The following is a 16,590-nucleotide window of genomic DNA, read 5'->3' as shown; positions in this document are numbered from 1 at the left end:
AACGGAGCTGGTCTATATCAGTAGTGAGGATATTAAATTAAAAAATAGGGTACTGATTTCACTGCTTGTACAGTTTCCAATGCAGCTTTAAGGTCTTCGTAGATGATATTGCCTACTATGATTGTTTGTGCGATGGCTGCCATTTCTTTGGCGTCTTGTGCGCAACGGATTCCCCCGCCGTAGAATAGTTGTGTTTTTTCTAATACTCGGGCAGCTGCTTTGACGATTTCTTTGTCTCCATAGGTGCCGCTGTATTCGAGGTAGAATACTGGTAAGTTGAAGAGGTGCTCGGCCATACGCGCGTATGCGATGACGTCATCTTCGTCAGGTGTTTCCTCCACGCCTGTTAGTTTTGCCGCTTTGCAGTCCGTATTAAGGATGCAATAGCCTTCTGCTATGATTTCATCCCAGTTCATCATGTGACCGTATTCCCTAAGGGCGGCGTGATGGATGCCGTTGATCCATTCCGTTTTTGTGGAGTTCAAAACGGTAGGGATGAAATAGTAGTCGAATCCTGGCGTCACTGATTCGACCGTTGATACTTCGAGTGCTACTGGTACGGAAAACCTTCGAATGCGTGCGAGCAAATCGAGGACGTTCTCAAGGGTCACGCCATCTGTGCCGCCAACGATGATGCCGTCCGTTCCGGATTCAGCGAGTCTTTCGAGCGCCTCATCCGACAATGTTTTTGCAGGGTCAACTTTAAAGGCGTGGCGCCATTGTCTATAATCCATTGTTTTACCACCTAATCCGTCAAATTACGTTGTTCGTTTCTATCCATTAGTATACCAAAAAAACAGGCGGAACGTTTCTCCGCCTGTTCACTTCTTATCATTAGTATCAGCAAGCTCGGGGTAAAGTCGATTCAACACTGTGTTGTAGCCGCCAGAACCGTAATCCACGCAACGTCTGACGCGTGAAATTGTCGCTGTACTTGCTCCTGTTTCGCTTTGGATGCGATCATATGTCTTTTTTTGCTTTAGTGCATGAGCCACTTCCAACCGCTGTGCCATTGATTGTAGCTCGCTCATTGTAGATAAATCATCAAAAAACATATAGCATTCCTCAAGATCCCTCAACTCCAAAATGGCCTTGAAAAGCTTGTCTGTCTGCTCACTTCGGATTTTGTCGATTTGCATGCAATTTCCCCCTCTTTCCCCTATTACCAATCAAGGAGTATATGTGACTGATTTTGAGATTCCTGAAGTCGGGATAATATGGATCCACGTCTTTCCAGGAACTAAGTTTGCTGGTGCACCATTCTCAACCGGCACCATGAAACCATCGATGTTTTTCCATTCGACCTCTTTTGCAATTCCCGCTTGGAATAAAATCGCCTTGCCGCCACTTTCAATATCGATCGCCAGTCTCCCTACGCTATCGATTGTGCGATGGGGCGCTTCAAGAACAAGGATATTGGATACTGCAACCGGCATGTCATTGGATTTATCGATTGTTTTGATCCCATTTACCATCCGGTCGTACGTAGCGCTTTCCGGATCATAAGAGAATGTCGATATGAAATTCTTATCCGAGCTGAAACGTACGTCAATCATTGTTGCGATATCCCCAACCCTTGCATCCTCGATGGAATCGTGGAAGGAAAACTCAGGAATTTTATCGATTTCAGTAGAGGATTTCGTCTTCTCCATCGCCGCTTTAATGTTATCTCCACTAATATAGGAGTTATGTGGGGCTTTTCTGTCTGATGACCGCTTGAATAAAGTGCCGTCATATTGCATACCATTCACATGTTCGACATACCTGTTAGCCAATAGCTTTTGTGCATCCGGACTATAGCCGTGTGCCACATAAAACGCATCTAATCCTTTCGCCAAATAGACGAAGTAGTCACGTGCACTTCGGATTGGACCGACAGTTTCAGGAAGCTCACTTTGAAATAATGCCAGTAGACGTGTCATATTCCCTTCTGCAAGAAATTCATAAACGATATCTGCCTGACTAATACCTGATTGAGGTCTCGCAGCAGGATGGTTGTTAATAGTAGCAAGAACAGGTCTTGCCCAATTTTCATCCTTCGTCAACACCCCAGTGAAAGGCGCTTGGAAATGAAGAGAACCTTTACTATCTTCCTCTTCTTCCGGTTCTTCGGCTGTTTCTTCAACTTCTTCACTCTCTGTGGCATCCGGCTCTTTTTCTTCCGCTCCCACTTTTTCATCTTTTGAACATGCTGACAACAACAGCAGCAGTATGGCCATCCCCAAAAGCCAGCCTCTCATATTCCCCTTCATCATTTCCTCCTATCTTTCCATTGATGGAATAATTACTTCATTTTTCATGACATTATAAAGCCCAACCTGTGTCGCCCGTACGTACGGCAAATGTGTTGATTGCAGAAATAAGAAAGTATAGACTGCATCTCCATGTTTATAGCCGCGTTCTGAGAGTGCTTTTTTTAATTCAATTTCCTGTTCAATTAACACTTCTACATTTTCCGCAGATAATCCTCCACCGATAGGAAGAGGGATTGACGCAACAACTTTGCCGTCTTCATACAACACCATCCCGCCCCGCATCTTTTTCATTTCACGGAAAGCATTGAGCATTTCTTGCTTATCTTTACCTATCAAAATGATATCCCCTGTATTTGAATAGGAAGATACAAATCCTTTTACGTGATCTGCGAATCCTTTGATGACCGTATTGACACGCCACTTTCCATGTCGATCGATCAGCATGAGGAAACTCTCATTGTGATCACCAGATAACCTATCCACCGAGAGATCGAGTGTTACTTCATAAGGTTTTGTAATGACGTCATTCACCATTTCAATTCCCACTTGATGTGTAAATTCAAAATCCTTTTCATCCAAGTCAAATGGAGGATTGAAACAAGGGACAATAGACCAATCGACTTTCTTGAATGGCTCCATCGATTCATTATTACGTAGCAGCCACTTGCCTTTCGAGAGAACATCCGTTGGAATAGGGGTCTTTTCGTCCTCAAGGAAGTTAAGCGTTGCGTATCTACCCGTTGCAATAACCCCATGTAAATCGGCGATATCATAGTAGCGTGCAATATTGTAAGAGGCCATTAGGTAGGCATCGATAGGTTTAACGCCTGCATCGAGTGCGACTTGGATACATTTATCCATGACTCCATCAGTATGGAAAGAGGGTGTAGAACCGTCCGTCGTCATCATAAGATGGTCGAAAACGTCATGTCCCTTTCCAAGGATGCCTTTTAATAGGTCGGGCAAATCGGGGCGAATGGATGAATGGCGGAGCGTTACCGCAAATCCTTGCAGGAGGCGTGCTTCCACTTCCTCGACAGTCATAGCTTCGTGATCGCCGTCTACGCCTAACAGTTTCATCCGCGCAAGCGTTCTTTCGGATGATCCAGGGAAATGCCCTTCAATTTTTTTACCCGCCTTTTTTGCAGCATTAACTGATGCTAACATATCCGGATCACCATTCATAAGACGTGGCCACCCTGTCAATTCCCCACCCATCAGGACGTCTTCGCGGTTCAACCATTCTGCAATCGCATCCTGGTTAAACACATCTCTTTCATTTTTTAAGACCGTTTGTGAATCAAATCTTGCCCACCAGTAAAACGAGAATGGTAGCTCGCGCAATTGTTCAATCACATTGAAAGCCTTTTCATTGCCCAAAAGCATGAAAAACGTCAAATTATCCGATAGGAATGTTGTTGTACCGAGTCTGCCAGCGTACTCTGCGAACGTTTCAGGATTATATAGCTGAAAAGGGTGGACATGCGGTTCGATATAGCCAGGAACAATTTTTTTACCAGTGGCATCGACGATTTCAACTCCATCTGTTATCGCAGGCATTCTGCTGCCTACGTAAACAATTCGGTCCCCATAAATCCATATATTCCCTTCCATCCATTTCTTGAAAATCGAATGAAGATATGAAGCATTTTTTATAATTAGATCGGGTGCTTTTTTACCGTTTATAATTTCGATTTGCTGTTGAACCTCAAGTTGACTCCACAATTCGATAAACCCCTTTAACGATTCTGTTTTACTTTATCCCGCTTTAACTGGCTGTAAGATCCTTGCAAGATCAACAGTTAGTAAAAGCCCGATTGGTGCAACTAACAATCAGTGGAAGAGCACCACTGATTATAGTTTTACCTTATCGTAGCATAGCATCACCGCGAAACATAGTAGATTTCTATTCTTTTGTATGAAAGTTCAATCGTCCGATACTCGATATAGCACCGAAGACAACATCAATACATGGAGCGGTTGAATAATAAAAACAGACCACACTTATTATTGTAAGTGTGGTCTGTTTTATTAGTTGAATGTTCTCCAACCGATGTCCGTCCGATAGAAGAAACCGTTCCATTCAAGCTTATTCAGCCCTTCGTACACTTTGGATTGAGCTTCTTTTAAAGTTTCTGCTTTTGCAGTGACAAGGAGAACACGGCCGCCGTTGCCTACGAAATGATCGCCTAACGCTTTCGTACCTGCATGGAAGATATCAAGATTTCCAAGCTTCGTAAAATCCGGTAATTCCGCGCCATTTACAACATCTCCCGGATAGCCATCCGATGCTACGACAACACCTAAGAGTGCTTCTTCATGCCACTTTAAGTCGAATTGAATTTCATTCATAAGTGAGTTCATGAATTCTCCGAAGTCGGAAGCCATGCGTGGAAGGACTACCTGGGTTTCGGGATCTCCGAAACGTGCATTGAATTCAATCACTTTCGGACCATCTTGAGTAAGAATAAGTCCTGCATATAAAATACCTGTGAATGGTGCACCCTCTTCTGACATTGCTTCCACCGTCGGAATGACGACTTTCTCGAATGCTTCTTGTACGACATGCTCCGGAATTTGCGGAACAGGAGAATATGCCCCCATCCCACCAGTGTTCGGCCCTTTATCGCCATCATACGCCCGCTTATGATCTTGGGCAATCGGCATCGGGTAGATTTGGCCTTTATGGACGAATGACATATAGGAGAACTCTTCACCATCAAGGAATTCTTCAATGACGACTCTGGAAGAGGACTCCCCGAATTTTTGATTGCCAATCATATCTTCGACTGCTTCAATCGCTTCTTCCTCAGTAATCGCAACAATAACGCCTTTACCTGCGGCAAGTCCGTCTGCCTTTACGACGATTGGTGCTCCTTGTTGTCTAATATAGGCTTTTGCTTCTTCAGCATTGGTGAATGTTTCATATGCAGCAGTTGGAATCCCGTACTTTTTCATGAGAGCTTTCGCAAAGGATTTACTGCCTTCAATACGGGCGGCCGCCTTTGTAGGACCGAAAACCCGTAACCCTCTGTCAGTGAAATAGTCAACGATCCCTTCCGATAAAGGTTGCTCGGGTCCAACAAACGTCAGGTCAATCTTTTGGTTTTCAGCGAACGATGCAAGTGCTTCGAAATCAGTTGCCTGAATCGACACACATTCCGCATCGTTTTTCATGCCGTCATTGCCTGGAGCGACGAACACTTTAGCCACGGATGGAGAATTATTGAATTGGCGTGCAATTGCATGCTCACGGCCCCCACTGCCAATGACAAGTACTTTCATTTATTAAATCCCCCTTAATGTTTGAAATGGCGAATGCCAGTAAACACCATCGTAATTCCGTATTGATTCGCTTTTTTAATGGAATCCTCGTCCTTCACTGAACCACCCGGCTGAATGATTGCAGTAATGCCAGCCTTTGCTGCCGCTTCGACCGTATCGTCCATCGGGAAGAATGCGTCAGAAGCAAGAGCTGCCCCTTTAGCCAAATCACCGGCTTGAGTTAGAGCAATGTTCGCAGCACCTACACGGTTCATCTGGCCAGCACCGACCCCAAGTGTCATTTGAGAATCAGAGACGACAATGGCATTGGATTTGACATGTTTCACAACTGCCCATCCTAACTTCAATGCTTCCCATTCAGTTTCCGTCGGTTCGCGGTCTGTTACAACACGGATATCCGCGTCTTCGAAACCGAATGCATCTAACTCTTGGATGAGAAGTCCACCTTCTACAGATACCGTGTTGAATGCATCTTTATTATGTTGATTAAACGGGATTGTCAGTAGACGGATATTCTTCTTTTTCGTTAGGATTGCAATTGCTTCCTCAGTGAACGAAGGAGCGATAATAATTTCAAGGAAAATACCTGAAAGTTGTTCCGCTGTTTCGGAATCCACTTCACGGTTTAATGCAACAATGCCTCCAAAAATGGATGTTTGGTCAGCTTCATAAGTTTTATTGAACGCTTCAGCAATTGTAGCACCTGTTCCTACACCACATGGATTCATATGTTTCACTGCTACGGCAGCAGGCTGATTGAATTCCTTGATGATTTGAATTGCTGCATTTGCATCCTGAATATTATTATAGGAGAGTTCCTTCCCGTGCAACTGCAAAGCATTAGCGATGGAGAAATCAGAACCTAACGGACGGCTGTAAAATGCTGCTTTTTGATGGGGGTTTTCCCCGTAGCGAAGTGGCTGCTTTAATTCATATGTAAATGTGATTTGTTCAGGAAATTCCTCTTCAGAGAGGTCAGTTAGGTAGCCTGAAATTAGTGCGTCATATGCTGCTGTATGACGGAAAACTTTTGCAGCAAGACGACGGCGAGTTGCAGGAGTCGTCTGTCCTTCTGCTTCTATTTCTTCAAGGACTTGTGCATAGTCAGCAGCATCGACAATTACAGTCACATAGGCATGGTTTTTCGCGGAAGCACGAAGCATAGCTGGACCGCCAATATCAATGTTTTCGATTGCATCTTCAACGGTAACATCCGGTTTCGAAATCGTTTCTTTGAACGGATAAAGGTTGACACAGACAATGTGGATCGGCTCGATACCATGTTCGGTCATCTGTGCTTGATGTGTTGGATCATCCTGCTTTGCCAGCAGTCCGCCGTGTATCATTGGGTTCAGCGTTTTGACGCGGCCTTCCATGATTTCAGGGAAGCCTGTCACTTCGTCTACCGCTGTTACTGCGACTCCGTTTTCTTTCAGATGCTTCATCGTCCCGCCTGTTGAAAGAATTTCATAATCGAGTTTCTCAAGCGCCTGAGCGAATTCCAAAATTCCGTTTTTGTCTGACACACTGAGTAATGCACGTTTTTTCACGAGTGGTTCCCTCCGATTTATGGTGAAGTGCCTGCCCTGGTTAATTGTTCGCAGGCACCGGCTTGAATAATTTCTGTAAAGTCTCTTTATAAATGACATGTTCGGTTTTCTGAATAGCTTGTGCGGTTTTTTCCGGGTCACCTTCAACGACCGGGACCGCGGCTTGGTTTAAGATTGGCCCCGTATCCATTCCTTCATCTACGAGATGAACAGTAACGCCGGTCACTTTAACACCATGGGCGACAGCCTGACCAATAGCGTCCTTACCTGGGAATGAAGGTAGCAAGGAAGGGTGGATATTGACGATACGTGAAGGATATGCGGCAAGCATCGTTGGGCCGATCAACCTCATATAACCCGCTAACACAATCCATTCGACGCCCGCTTCTCTCAGAATAGCGAGTAGCGCTTCTTCAAATGCCTGCTTTGTAGGGAATGCTTTCGGCTCCAAAGCAACCCCCCGTATATCTGCCTGCCTCGCGCGCTCTATCACGAAAGAAGCAGGTTTATCAGTCATGACAAGTGCAATCTCCGCGTCCAACTCACCTTCACGACATGCAATCTCGAGTGCCTCAAAATTGCTGCCACTTCCGGATGCGAAGATGGCTATCTTTGTTTTACCAGTCATTCTTCCAAGCTCCCATCATGATCACCGATAAAGGTAACTCCCGTTCCGCGAACGACACGACCGATTTCAAACGCTTCTTCATTGTGTTCAGCAGCGATTTGGATTGCTCTTTTCGCTTGATCGGCCGGAAGAGCGATAACAAAACCGATACCCATATTAAAGACACTATACAGATCTTTATCCGATAGGTCGCCTTTCGCTTTCAGCATTTTGAAAACTGGAAGAACCGGCCAAGAACCAAGATTGATCTCCACTCCAAAACCTTCGCCAAACATTCTTGGAAGATTTTCATAGAAACCTCCTCCAGTAATATGGCCCATTGAATGAACGTCAAGCTCATCGTGAATTTGCAATACAGGCTTAGCGTAGATTTTCGTTGGCTCAAGCAAGGCCGCACCTACTTTTCCAAGTTCCTCGAAGCCGGCAATGTATTGGTCGAGCGAATAACCTTGTTCTTCAAGGACAATTTTTCTAACGAGTGAAAAACCATTGGAATGGATACCACTTGAAGCAATTCCGACAAGTACGTCACCTTCAGCCACTTTTTCGCCAGTGACGATTTTACTCTTTTCACAAGCGCCAACTGCAAATCCGGCCAAGTCATACTCATCTTCTGCGTAAAGACCTGGCATTTCCGCCGTCTCCCCGCCAATTAGTGCAGCTCCGGATTGTACGCAGCCGTCTGCGATCCCTTTGACGATCGCTTCAACTTTCTTAGGAATCGCCTTGCCAAGTGCAATATAATCCAAGAAGTATAGCGGTTCCGCCCCTTGAGCGACGATATCATTTACACACATCGCGACGCAGTCGATTCCGATTGTGTCATGTTTGTCTGCAAGAAACGCAAGCTTTAGCTTTGTACCGACACCGTCTGTTCCGGATATTAACACCGGCTCTTTATAATTAAGTTCCGAAAGATCGAACATTCCCCCGAAACCACCAAAAGCTCCTGCAACACCTTTTCGCGCCGTTCGTGCGACATGTGATTTCATACGTTCTACCGATTCGTAGCCCGCTTCGATGTTGACTCCCGCCTTTTCATACGCCTTTGACATGGAATATCCTCCTTTAAGATTATCGTGCAAGTTCCTTTTCATGAGGCATTACTGTATCTGCATAGATTTCCGTCGGGTACTCTCCTGTAAAACAAGCCAAGCATTGCCCGCAGTTCTTCATTTCAGCCGGTCTTCCGATTGCATTCAACATTCCTTCCGTTGAAAGGAACGTTAGTGAATCCGCATCGATCAATTCACGGACTTCATCCACAGTGCGTCCGGTTGCAATCAATTCGGAATCCGTACTGATGTCTACTCCGTAGAAACAAGGGCTGACCAATGGTGGAGCCGCAATAACGACATGGACTTCCGTAGCCCCTGCATCCCTCAACATTTTCACAATCCGTTTGGAAGTCGTACCCCGGACAATCGAATCATCCACCATGACAACCCGTTTTCCTGCGACGACCTGGTGTACCGGTGAGAGCTTGAGCTTAACGCCTCTCTCGCGCATCGCTTGAGTCGGTTGGATGAACGTCCTGCCAACATATCTATTTTTAATCAACCCTAATTCATAAGGGATGCCGCTTTCCTCCGAAAATCCAATAGCCGCAGAAATACTGGAATCCGGAACACCTGTAACGACATCTGCTTCAATCCGGACTTCCCTTGCCAACTGCTTCCCGCAGCGTTTACGTGCCATATGGATATTAATGCCGTCGATATCCGAATCTGGCCTGGAGAAATAGACATATTCCATCGAGCACATCGCACGATCCCCCGCCTCAGCAAACCGGTCGGATTGTAACCCTTTATCATTTATGATGATCAATTCACCTGGCTCCACGGATCTGATCGTTTCAGCTCCGATCAAATCGAATGCGCAAGTCTCGGATGCAACTACCCATGCATCTCCTAACTTACCGAGAGACAGTGGTCGCATTGCATTCGGATCCTGTGCGACCATAAGCCCTTCTTCCGTCAACAATACGAAAGCGAAGGCTCCCTTTAACATCGACAGCGCCTTTTTCACACGATCGCGCTGTGTCAATGCCCCTCTGCCGCTTTTTTTGATCAAATGCGCAAGCACTTCCGTATCGGATGTAGTTTGAAAAATACTCCCTTGTCTTTCAAGGCTTTCCTTTAATTCCTGTGCATTGATCAAGTTTCCGTTATGCGCTATTGCCATACTTCCCGTCGTTGAACGGAAGACGAGAGGTTGTACATTCTCCTCTCCTCTTCCTTCCTCCGTCGTGTAACGGACTTGCCCGATTGCACTACGCCCTGACAATCCTTTCAGCGCGTCACCGGAAAACACTTCATTCACAAGGCCTTCGCCTTTCTTTACTAACAGCCCTTTACCATTTTTCGTCGCAATCCCAGCACCTTCCTGCCCGCGATGCTGCAATGCATGCAAGCCGTAATAACTGAGCTGCGCCGCTTCTTCATGGCCCCAAATGCCGAATACGCCACATTCCTCGTTTAGGCCTCTGAGTTCAGCAAGCATGGAATAGCCCCTTTCCAAGCTGAACGGAATTCATCCACCGATCCGTCTAACAACGCTTCGCCGTTTTCGCCTTTAATGACGATACTTTCGTCTGCTGTCACATTACCGATCTTCACTGCATCCTTCACAAGCGCTTCAAAAGCCGTTGTCAGCTCCTTTTTCACAGTTACAAGGAAACGGGATTGGGTTTCGCTGAATAAAGCCGTTACTGCCGAACCTGAAATAGTCACTTCCGCACCAAGCCCCTCCGCATCGAACGCTTTCTCGCAAAGCGCCACTGCAAAGCCACCTTCCGACAAGTCCGTTGCTGATTGAACGAGTCTGCTTTGGATCGCTTTCAGCAATGCCTTCTGACGAGCCGCTTCCAATTCAAGGTCAATCGTAGGAACTTTACCGAAAATTTTTCCTTCCACCATTTGTTGAAGCTCGCTGCCACCGAACTCGGTTGCCGCATCACCGATCAAATAAATTACGTCTCCCGCTTGCTTGAATGCAGTTGTCGTCACTTGCTGTAGATCATGGACTATCCCGACCAAGCCCATCGTTGGTGTAGGGTAAACCGGCACCCCATTCACTTCATTCGACATCGAAACATTGCCTCCGATAATCGGTGTATTCAATGTACGGCAAGCTTCGGCAATGCCGTCTGCAGATTTCTCGATTTGCCAGAAAACTTCCGGCTTATCCGGGCTTCCGAAATTTAAGCAATCCGTCGCAGCAATCGGCTCAGCTCCAGAACAAATTAGATTCCGTGCAGCTTCCGCAACTGCAATTTTTCCACCTGTCTCAGGATCAAGATAGATGAAGCGTGAATTACAATCCGCTGTCATCGCAAGACCTTTATTCGTACCTTGAACGCGGATAACACCAGCAGAAGACCCTGGTGCAACTACAGTATTTGAGCGCGCCTTGGAATCGAATTGATTATAAACCCATTCTTTAGAGGCAATCGTTGGACGTTTCAATAAAGCGGTTAACGTCTCTTTCAAATCTTCTACTACTGGTTCTATATTTTCCATTCCCTGAAACTCGCGGTAATACGCAGGCTCTTCCGATGTTTTATAATAAACCGGTGCGTCCTCTGCAAGGATATCCGCCAAAACTTCCGCTACAACCTCACCTTTATGAACAAGACGAAGCATTTTATCGTCCGTCACTTTACCAATCGCTACCGCTTCAAGTCCATATTTCTTGCACAACTCAATAATTTCCTCTTCACGGCCTTGTTTCACTACGACGAGCATACGCTCTTGAGACTCAGAAAGCATCATCTCATAAGCAGTCATACCTTCTTCACGCTGCGGAACAAGATCCAAGTTTAGTTCCACGCCGTAGCCAGCTTTCGAAGCCATTTCAGCGGAAGATGAAGTTAGTCCTGCCGCACCCATATCTTGTATACCGATCAATGCATCCGATTTCACAAGCTCGAGGCACGCTTCCATGAGAAGCTTCTCAAGATACGGATCCCCCGCCTGCATGACAGGAAGTTCCGCCTCTTTATCGACAGCAACTTCGGATGACGACATTGTCGCTCCATGGATTCCGTCACGGCCAGTTTTAGCTCCGACATATAAAACTGTATTACCGACACCAGACGCAAGCCCCTTTTGAATATCTTCGTGGTTCAATAAACCTACAGCCATCGCGTTAACAAGCGGACGCTTGGAATAGCAATTATCAAATTGAACTTCCCCTGCTACTGTCGGAATTCCAATCGTATTTCCATAGCTTGCAATACCCGCTACCGCTTCTTCGAATAAATAGCGGTCGCGTGCTTCCGACAAATCACCGAAACGCATCGAGTTTACAAGCGCAACTGGACGTGCGCCCATCGAAAATACATCACGGATAATCCCGCCAGCGCCAGTCGCAGCACCGATGAATGGTTCGATTGCGGATGGGGAGTTATGTGATTCCATTTTAAATACGACAGCCTGATTGTCACCGATATCGACGATTCCAGCCCCTTCACCAGGGCCTTGCAAGACACGCTCGCCTTCAGTCGGGAATTTACGCAAAATCGGCTTCGAGCTTTTATATGAACAATGCTCCGACCACATCGCCGAGAATAATCCTGTTTCCGTGTAGTTTGGCAGTCTTCCAATCATGTCAACTGCACGGTCGAACTCTTCATCGGTCATTCCCATTTGGCGGTATAATTTTTCATCTTTGATTTGCTGAGCTGTAGGTTCATGCATGGCTGACATTCTTCTCACTCCAGTTCTTCAAGATTGATTGGAATAAAGGCAATCCGTCTGTTCCACCGATGATTTCTTCGACCGCACGTTCAGGTAACGGCATCATACCGAGGACATTGCCTTGTTCATTCAAAACACCCGCTATATTCGCGACACTGCCGTCAGTGTTTTCATCTTCATATGTGAATATGATTCTGTTCGTTTCATTCAAAAGATGCAATGTATCTTCGTCAACATAGTAATTGCCATATTCATGGGCAAATGGAATTGTAATAAGTTGACCTTGTTCATAGTTACTTGTGAAGTAGGTTGAAGCATTTTGAACAGCTATCTTTGCATTGCCGCTTCTGAATTTCAAGCTTTTATTCCTCAGGAATGCGCCCGGTAAGATACCTGCTTCAACAAGAACTTGGAACCCGTTTCCTACACCTAATACCGGTTTCCCGGAATCAGCGAATGTTTTTAAAGCCTCTATTGACTTTGAGCTTTGCGCAAGCGCGCCCGGGCGTAAATAATCCCCGTAAGAAGCGCCCGTCGGAAGTAACACAGCATCGTAATTTTCCAATTTTGCATCCGTGTGGCTGACAATTTCAGCGCCCTCACCGACAACATTTCTAACCGCATGGAGCATATCCACATCACAACTTGACCCGGGAAAACTTAGAATGGCGAACCTCATTTGCCCGCAACCTCCCCGATTTCAAAGCTATAGTTCTCAATCACTTTATTGACAAGAAGCTTATCGCACATTTCCGTCACACGTGTTTCGATTTCAGCGGCTGTCCCCGCAATTTCAAGCTCAATCAGCTTTCCGATACGAACGCTCTCCACTTCACTATAGCCAATCGTTTGAAGAGCTTCCTTAGCAGCAATACCTTGTGGATCTACAACACTTTCGCGTAATGTTACGTAAACTTTAACTTTTGTCATTTTGGTTTCCTCCCAATTGAAATCGGTTTAGTTTGATTGATTAAGCCCAAATACCTGTTGAATCTATGTCTTGTAGTGTCTTCTCAATATCATCGGTCATGATTGTGACATGCCCCATCTTACGCTTTTCCTTTGCTTCCAATTTTCCGTAAAGATGAACGGACCAATCTGGATAGTTCACGATGACCTTCCTAAGCGGAGCCACATGTTCCCCTAACACATTCACCATAATGGAAGGTGCCCAGAGCCTCGGCTTGCGGAGCGGCCATCCGCAAATAGCTCGGATATGCTGATGGAACTGTGAAACATTGCATGCCTCAATCGAATAGTGGCCAGAATTATGTGGCCGGGGTGCCAGTTCATTGATGATGATATCATCGTTATCAAGTACGAACATTTCCACCGCTAATGTTCCGACAAGGTCAAGATGATCAGCGATCTGCTTGGCCGCCTCTTCCGCTTTGGTAATTACACTTGGATTCACACGAGCTGGCACAATTGATTCATGTAAAATATGATGTTTATGAACGTTCTCAGAGATTGGCAGGCAATACGACTCCCCATCTATATTGCGTTGAATGATGACCGAAATCTCTTTGGTGAATGGAACGAAAGCTTCCGCAACACATGTTGTGTGTTCAAATAGCTGTTCAGCTTCATTAATATCTTCGATTGAATCAAGCTTCACTTGCCCTTTACCGTCATAACCGCCGAAAGCCGTTTTTACGATGCAAGGAAAACCAATTTGATCGATGTTATCTAGTAATTCCTCAAATGTCTCAGCTATTACATAGTTTGCAACAGGTGCGCCAGACGCCTTAATCTCCGCCTTTTCCACTACCCTGTTTTGCGTGATTCGTACGAGTTCAGCCCCTTGAGGCACATAAGCGATTTCACTAAGTCTTTTCAAGCCTTCATAATCGATATTCTCGAACTCGTAAGTAATTACATCACTCACTTCACCAAGCTCTTCAAGAGCCGTTTCGTCATTAAATGGAGCGACAATCCGGATATCGGCGATCTGTCCGCATGGCGAGTCCATCGTCGGATCAAGCACAGCGATTCGGAAACCTGCTTCTTTTGCTGCAAGACCCATCATCCTTCCAAGCTGTCCACCGCCAATAATTCCAATTGTCTGTCCCGGTAAGATTGTTTTCACTCCAACTCACCACTGCTTTCTAATGCCGTATCACGCATTTTATCCCGACGTTCTTGTAGACGATTTCGTAACTCCACATCATGAACTGCTAAAAACTGGGCTGCAAGCAATCCTGCATTTGTAGCACCTGCCTTACCAATCGACACCGTCGCAACCGGAACACCGCCTGGCATCTGGACAATGGATAGTAATGAGTCCATTCCATTCAGTGCTTTTGATTGAACTGGAACCCCGATAACTGGCAATAATGTCTTAGCAGCAACCATTCCCGGAAGATGGGCTGCTCCGCCAGCCCCCGCGATAATGACTTCAAGCCCTCTGTCTTGCGCTTGGTCTGCATATTCAAACATAAAATCCGGTGTGCGATGTGCCGAGACTACTTTCTTTTCATATGGCACATTCAGTTCATCCAAAATATCACAAGTATGCTTCATCGTTTCCCAATCACTTTTACTTCCCATGATGACGCCGACTTTCGGTTCCACAGACAATTCGCCCCTTTTTAATGAAATAAAAAATCCTTGAACAAACTGGTTTCCATATACATGGAAAGCAGTTCATTCAAGGATGATTGTTTAATTAGCTTCAAGATGATAGTACCCATTTTACTGGCACACCTTTCGCTAAATCCTTAAAATCGCTTTCCCGCATAGTCCGGACATTTACGGTGCCCTGGTAGAAACGCTGAAGCCAATTCTTCAGCATATATGTGGGTTTCTTATTACTACATCTATGATAACAATTGAAAGTATTCACGTCAATAAAAAATACGAACGATAAATAAATCAATTTATCCATCGTTCGTATATTAGACAATTATTCATTTAAAATCCCTTTGAATTTGATAATTTGACGGATTGGGACATACTCCCCGCCTTCTTCCTTGAAAACAGGTTCTTCCTTTCGACCCGCCACTGAATAGCCTGCCGCGGATAGGCGTTGCAGGCAATCCCCAATGGTCTCTCCTTCTTCAACCTCAAACCATACTGTTTTCTTCTTTGAACTCATTTAAACAAATTTCCTCTCCTAACAGACTTTACCCAAAACCCACCATGAATCGTTTTCGGCTCATATGAAATAATGAAAGCTTTCGGGTCAAGCTGTTTGATCGTATCATAAAGCTTCAATTCATCTTTACGTGGGGTCAAAATCTGCATTGCAGAACGTCTTCCTTCCAAACCATTCGCGGACCAATCCGTCACGCCATAACCTTTATCACGTAATAATTTCGGCATTTCATAATCGACATCTGCAGTAATCACATTAACAGTTATATAACCAAGTGCAAGTTTCTCTTCAATTTTAGATCCGATAATTACACCAATTCCATAACCAACCGCATACGCGATGATATTTTGTATTTCATTTAAATTATCCAATACTAAGCCGAGACCTACAACATATATAACTACCTCCACCATACTTACAGCAGCAGCAATATACCTGTATCCTTTTAATGTAAGAATCATCCGGATCGTAAAGAATGTAACATACACGATGTTAATTGCGAAAATAATAAGAACCATAGTCATTATAAGGTAACCCCCTTCTACTAGGATGACCTTCATCTTAACGCTCAATACAAGTGAATTCAAGGAATTAATAGTGGTGAAATATGATGAATATGGATAATCGGAAGTTTTTTGGATGCGGAAGGTCTGGCTTTGAGCGCGGGGGCGGGATTCTTGAGCGCGGGAGCTGACTTCTTGAGCACGAAGGCGGGTTCCTTGAGCGCGAGGGCTGACTTCTTGAGCGCGGGGCAGGATTCTTGAGCGCCGGAGGGTATATCTTGAGCGCAGGGCGGGATTCTTGAGCGCGGGGAATATCCTTTAGTTTGTCAAAAGCATTTGACGCTTCATTTAAAGTATTTTATAAATAAATCACCCGCGGTCGCGGTCCAACCCATATAATTTTCACTACCAATTCATGCCAAATGCACTTAACACTAATAGATCTTTTATATTACAATATTTAAACACAAAAAAACCATCCCCACAGGGATGGCCTTTGCCCGGCGACGTCCTACTCTCACAGGGGGAAGCCCCCTACTACCATCGGCGCTGAAGAGCTTAACTTCCGTGTT

At 45.3% G+C, this 16,590-nt stretch carries 16 protein-coding genes, 1 rRNA gene and 1 riboswitch; all 17 genes read right to left on the bottom strand.

The window, feature by feature from the left end; all coding sequences use genetic code 11:
• Positions 1–32: 32 nt before the first annotated feature.
• Complete coding sequence (gene pcrB, locus P5G49_RS12530) at positions 33–734, bottom strand: heptaprenylglyceryl phosphate synthase (RefSeq protein WP_301244248.1); 702 nt, start codon at positions 732–734, stop codon at positions 33–35.
• Between the two features lie 87 nt (positions 735–821).
• Complete coding sequence (locus P5G49_RS12525) at positions 822–1,139, bottom strand: YerC/YecD family TrpR-related protein (protein ID WP_301244246.1); 318 nt, start codon at positions 1,137–1,139, stop codon at positions 822–824.
• A 30-nt stretch (positions 1,140–1,169) separates the two neighbouring features.
• Positions 1,170–2,255 (bottom strand): DUF3048 domain-containing protein, encoded by a 1,086-nt coding sequence (locus P5G49_RS12520; RefSeq protein WP_301244245.1) that lies wholly within the window; start codon positions 2,253–2,255, stop codon positions 1,170–1,172.
• A gap of 6 nt (positions 2,256–2,261) precedes the next feature.
• Positions 2,262–3,980, bottom strand: coding sequence for an adenine deaminase C-terminal domain-containing protein (locus tag P5G49_RS12515; RefSeq protein WP_301244243.1), 1,719 nt, complete (start codon positions 3,978–3,980; stop codon positions 2,262–2,264).
• Between the two features lie 306 nt (positions 3,981–4,286).
• Positions 4,287–5,540 (bottom strand): phosphoribosylamine--glycine ligase, encoded by a 1,254-nt coding sequence (gene purD, locus P5G49_RS12510; protein ID WP_301244241.1) that lies wholly within the window; start codon positions 5,538–5,540, stop codon positions 4,287–4,289.
• Between the two features lie 14 nt (positions 5,541–5,554).
• Positions 5,555–7,090: a bifunctional phosphoribosylaminoimidazolecarboxamide formyltransferase/IMP cyclohydrolase gene (purH, locus tag P5G49_RS12505; protein WP_301244239.1), complete on the bottom strand. Its 1,536-nt coding sequence runs from the start codon at positions 7,088–7,090 to the stop codon at positions 5,555–5,557.
• A gap of 40 nt (positions 7,091–7,130) precedes the next feature.
• A complete protein-coding gene (purN, locus tag P5G49_RS12500; protein ID WP_301244237.1) occupies positions 7,131–7,718 on the bottom strand; it encodes a phosphoribosylglycinamide formyltransferase in 588 nt (195 codons plus the stop codon).
• Positions 7,715–8,773 carry a phosphoribosylformylglycinamidine cyclo-ligase gene (purM, locus tag P5G49_RS12495; RefSeq protein WP_301244236.1) on the bottom strand — a complete coding sequence of 353 codons (1,059 nt, stop codon included), beginning with the start codon at positions 8,771–8,773 and terminating at the stop codon, positions 7,715–7,717. The genes purN and purM overlap by 4 nt, the downstream gene beginning before the upstream one ends.
• Before the next feature lie 19 nt (positions 8,774–8,792).
• A complete protein-coding gene (purF, locus tag P5G49_RS12490) occupies positions 8,793–10,220 on the bottom strand; it encodes an amidophosphoribosyltransferase (protein WP_301244234.1) in 1,428 nt (475 codons plus the stop codon).
• A complete protein-coding gene (purL, locus tag P5G49_RS12485) occupies positions 10,196–12,427 on the bottom strand; it encodes a phosphoribosylformylglycinamidine synthase subunit PurL (protein ID WP_301244232.1) in 2,232 nt (743 codons plus the stop codon). The genes purF and purL overlap by 25 nt, the downstream gene beginning before the upstream one ends.
• A complete protein-coding gene (gene purQ / locus P5G49_RS12480) occupies positions 12,411–13,097 on the bottom strand; it encodes a phosphoribosylformylglycinamidine synthase subunit PurQ (RefSeq protein WP_301244230.1) in 687 nt (228 codons plus the stop codon). The genes purL and purQ overlap by 17 nt, the downstream gene beginning before the upstream one ends.
• A complete protein-coding gene (purS, locus tag P5G49_RS12475; RefSeq protein ID WP_301244228.1) occupies positions 13,094–13,348 on the bottom strand; it encodes a phosphoribosylformylglycinamidine synthase subunit PurS in 255 nt (84 codons plus the stop codon). Before purS ends, purQ begins: the two co-directional genes overlap by 4 nt.
• A gap of 40 nt (positions 13,349–13,388) precedes the next feature.
• Entirely contained in the window at positions 13,389–14,507 is a 1,119-nt protein-coding gene (gene purK / locus P5G49_RS12470; protein ID WP_301244227.1) for a 5-(carboxyamino)imidazole ribonucleotide synthase, read from the bottom strand.
• Complete coding sequence (gene purE / locus P5G49_RS12465; protein WP_301244226.1) at positions 14,504–14,992, bottom strand: 5-(carboxyamino)imidazole ribonucleotide mutase; 489 nt, start codon at positions 14,990–14,992, stop codon at positions 14,504–14,506. Before purE ends, purK begins: the two co-directional genes overlap by 4 nt.
• Before the next feature lie 145 nt (positions 14,993–15,137).
• Positions 15,138–15,238: riboswitch (purine riboswitch) on the bottom strand.
• A gap of 85 nt (positions 15,239–15,323) precedes the next feature.
• On the bottom strand, positions 15,324–15,515 hold the full coding sequence (locus tag P5G49_RS12460) for an NETI motif-containing protein (RefSeq protein WP_301244224.1): 192 nt from the start codon (positions 15,513–15,515) through the stop codon (positions 15,324–15,326).
• The gene (locus tag P5G49_RS12455) at positions 15,512–16,039 is read right to left on the bottom strand and encodes a DUF2179 domain-containing protein (protein ID WP_301244222.1); all 528 of its coding nucleotides are present in this window, start codon (positions 16,037–16,039) and stop codon (positions 15,512–15,514) included. Before P5G49_RS12455 ends, P5G49_RS12460 begins: the two co-directional genes overlap by 4 nt.
• Positions 16,040–16,516: 477 nt before the next feature.
• Positions 16,517–16,590: ribosomal RNA gene (gene rrf / locus P5G49_RS17570) — 5S ribosomal RNA — on the bottom strand; the annotation flags it as partial.

The sequence above is a fragment of the Sporosarcina highlanderae genome (genome assembly GCF_030433715.1).
Taxonomy (GTDB): domain Bacteria; phylum Bacillota; class Bacilli; order Bacillales_A; family Planococcaceae; genus Sporosarcina; species Sporosarcina highlanderae.
Note: the sequence above shows the minus strand (reverse complement) of the source record. Positions and strands in the feature narration are given on the sequence as shown.